Consider the following 2,798-nt stretch of genomic DNA (forward strand, 5'->3'; position numbering starts at 1 on the left):
CGCCGCGCATCGCGTGCAGGCGGGCCCGGGCGGCATGCGCCAGGGCGAAGCCGGGATCGGCCGCAATCGCCGCGTCGAGCGCCTCGGCGGCGCCCGGCCAGGCGGCGAGCATCAGGTCGATGCCCTCGCGGTACTGCGCGGCGGCGGTGTCGGAGGCGGTCGAGAGCGGCAGGAAGCGGCGGTCGTGATGGGCCATGACGGGGGCCTGGAACGGTGAACCATCCCTGCATAGCCGAGCGTCGGCTGTCCGTATTTCGACGGGGCGACAAGCCTTGTAGACTGGCGGCCAAAATGGAGCCCGGCCATGCGGTGGGATACGATCGAGACGCCGCCCGACTCGCGGGCGCCGCAGCCGCTCACGGTGCGGGTGCAGTCGATCCCGGCGCGCCACGCCTTTCCCGAGCACGCCCACGACTGGCACCAGGTCGTCTACGCCGTCTCCGGGGTGCTGACCGTGGCGGTGGACGGCCGCTCCTTCGTGATCTCGCCCGAGCAGGCGGTGTGGCTGCCGACCGGACACCGGCACCGGGTCGGTTCGCTGCTCGGCGCCGAGTTCCGCAGCCTGTGGATCGCCGACGCGGCCGGGGCGGGGCTCCCCGGGGAGCCGACGGTGCTCGGCGTCCCGCCCCTGCTCCAGGCCCTCATCGTCGAGGCGGCGGCGCTCGACGGGGTGGCGGACGACGACGGCTATGCCGGCCGCGTCGCCGCCCTGATCCTCGACCAGCTGCGCCGCGCCGCGCCCCTGCCCGGCGCCCTGCCCTGGCCGCGCGAGGGCCCGCTGGCCGCGCTCTGCGAGGCGCTCGACGCCGCGCCGGCCGATGCCCGCGGGCCGGAGGAATGGGGCCGGGCCGTCGGCCTGTCGGGCCGCACGCTCGCCCGCCGCTTCGAGGCCGAGCTCGGCATGAGCCTGCGCACCTGGCGCCGGCGCCTGCGGCTGTTCAAGGCGATCGAGCTGATGGGCGGCGGGATGGACGTGACCCGCACCGCGATGACGCTCGGCTACGGCTCGACCTCGGCCTTCGTGTACGCCTTTCGCCGCGAGATGGGCGCGGCGCCCCAGGCCTACATGCGGGGGAGGCCAGTGGGGGGCGGGGGGTGACGAACCGTCGGAAAATTTCGCGCTTTCTCCCCTCACCCTTCTGCGGGGGACGGGAGACCGGCGCCATGCAATCGAGATGCTGGACCATTCGACATTAAAAAGGCCGGCACGAGGGCCGGCCTTTTTCCGAAACATCCGATCGCGATCCGCCGGGGATCAGCGCTGCACGATCACCTTCGTGCCGACCTTGGCGCGGGTGTAGAGGTCCATCACGTCGTCGTTGGTCATCCGGATGCAGCCGGAGGAGACGGCGGTGCCGATGGTCTCGGGCTCGTTGGAGCCGTGGATGCGGTAGAGCGAGCCGCCGAGATACATCGCGCGGGCGCCGAGCGGGTTCTCGGGGCCGCCCTTCATGTGGCGCGGCAGGTCGGGCCGGCGGCGGATCATCTGCGCCGGCGGGCGCCAATCCGGCCACTCGCGCTTCATCGAGATGGTCTGGACGCCGTTCCAGGTGAAGCCCGGGCGGCCGACGCCGACGCCGTAGCGCAGGGCCTGGCCGTTGCCGAGCACGTAGTAGAGCCGGCGCTCGGCGGTCGAGACCACGATGGTGCCGGCGCCGTAGGGGCCGGCATACGCCACCGTCTCGCGCGGGATCGGGCTCAGCTTCGGCACCGCGGCGTCGAGGGGATCGACGGCGGCGGCAGCGGCGGCGGGGGACCGCACCGTCACGGTGAGCGGCTGGTCCAGCGGCTGGCGGGTGAGCGGGTCGATCTCGTAGGCGGCGGCGGGCGCCGCCCAGGCGGTGACGGCGCAGGCCAGCCCGGCCAGGGCGGGAACGAAGCGGCGCATGAAAGCCTCTCGGATGGGGAAGCGCGGGACGGGACGGTTCGAACGCGTCCGGCACCGTACGGCGGAACCGATAGCCAAGCCGTAAACGCCCACGATCCAAAGCCAAGCTTAAATCCGGCGAAGCTTCGCAGTTGCGAAGTTGGCGTTGTGCCCGCGCCACACCGGGGCGGCGCGGGCACGTTTCCCGCGTGTTACTGCAGCGCGGCGAGCGTCCGGCGGGCCCGCTCGGTGATGGCGGCGAAGTTGCCGGCGCGGATCTCGGCCTCCGGCGCCAGCCAGGAGCCGCCGACCGCCGCGACGTTCGGCAGGGCGAGCCAGGCCTTGGCGTCGGCCTCGCCGATGCCGCCGGTCGGGCAGAAGCGGGCCTGCGGGAAGGGCCCGCCCAGCGCCTTGAGCGCCGCCATGCCGCCGGCCGGCACCGCGGGGAAGAACTTCGCCACCGTGAAGCCGGCGGCCAGCACCTGCATCAGGTCGGAGGGCGTGGCGATGCCGGGCATGAACACCATGTCGCTGGCGGCGGCGGCCGCCAGCAGCTCCGGCGTCGCCCCGGGGCTCAGCGCGAAGCGAGCGCCGAGGTCGTGGGCGGTCTGGAGGTCGGCCGGATTCAGCACCGTGCCGAGGCCCACCACCGCCTCCGGCACCTCCGCCATGATCGCCCGCGCCGCGTCCCGGGCCACCGGCGTGCGCAGGGTGATCTCGAGGGTCGTGATGCCCCCCGCCACCAGGGCGCGGGCGAGCGGCACCGCGTGGGCGAGCTCCGGCACGGTGATGACGGGGATCACCGGCGAGGCGGCGAGCAGCGCGTCGAGGCGGCGGGCGCGGGATTCGGCGGTCATGGCTGGTCGTCCTGGTCGGGGGGGAGGGCGGGCATCGCCGCCCGGGGAATCACGGCGCCGCGGTGTCCGATCAC

The 2,798-nt window shown here is 74.0% G+C and carries 3 protein-coding genes and 1 pseudogene; 1 reads left to right on the forward strand and 3 read right to left on the reverse strand.

What is annotated here, in order from left to right; genetic code table 11:
• Positions 1-196 (reverse strand): annotated as a pseudogene (locus HPY23_RS32795) (tetratricopeptide repeat protein); the annotation flags it as partial.
• A gap of 108 nt (positions 197-304) precedes the next feature.
• Between HPY23_RS32795 and HPY23_RS03495 the strand changes: the two are divergent.
• On the forward strand, positions 305-1,099 hold the full coding sequence (locus HPY23_RS03495; protein WP_091881569.1) for an AraC family transcriptional regulator: 795 nt from the start codon (positions 305-307) through the stop codon (positions 1,097-1,099).
• A gap of 156 nt (positions 1,100-1,255) precedes the next feature.
• Here HPY23_RS03495 and HPY23_RS03500 read toward each other — a convergent pair whose 3' ends face one another.
• Both HPY23_RS03500 and eda read right to left on the reverse strand, forming a co-directional pair.
• Positions 1,256-1,888 carry a L,D-transpeptidase gene (locus HPY23_RS03500; RefSeq protein ID WP_060846957.1) on the reverse strand — a complete coding sequence of 211 codons (633 nt, stop codon included), beginning with the start codon at positions 1,886-1,888 and terminating at the stop codon, positions 1,256-1,258.
• Between the two features lie 191 nt (positions 1,889-2,079).
• Positions 2,080-2,724, reverse strand: coding sequence for a bifunctional 4-hydroxy-2-oxoglutarate aldolase/2-dehydro-3-deoxy-phosphogluconate aldolase (eda, locus tag HPY23_RS03505; protein WP_091881572.1), 645 nt, complete (start codon positions 2,722-2,724; stop codon positions 2,080-2,082).
• Between the last annotated feature and the right edge of the window lie 74 nt (positions 2,725-2,798).

It is taken from the genome of Methylobacterium ajmalii, assembly GCF_016613415.1.
GTDB classification, from domain to species: Bacteria; Pseudomonadota; Alphaproteobacteria; order Rhizobiales; family Beijerinckiaceae; genus Methylobacterium; species Methylobacterium ajmalii.

Coding starts and splice junctions, on each gene's coding strand:
- HPY23_RS03500 (WP_060846957.1), bottom strand. CDS start 1,888: ATGCGCCGCTTCGTTCCCGCCCTGGCCGGGCTGGCCTGCGCCGTCACC.
- HPY23_RS03495 (WP_091881569.1), top strand. CDS start 305: ATGCGGTGGGATACGATCGAGACGCCGCCCGACTCGCGGGCGCCGCAG.
- eda (WP_091881572.1), bottom strand. CDS start 2,724: ATGACCGCCGAATCCCGCGCCCGCCGCCTCGACGCGCTGCTCGCCGCC.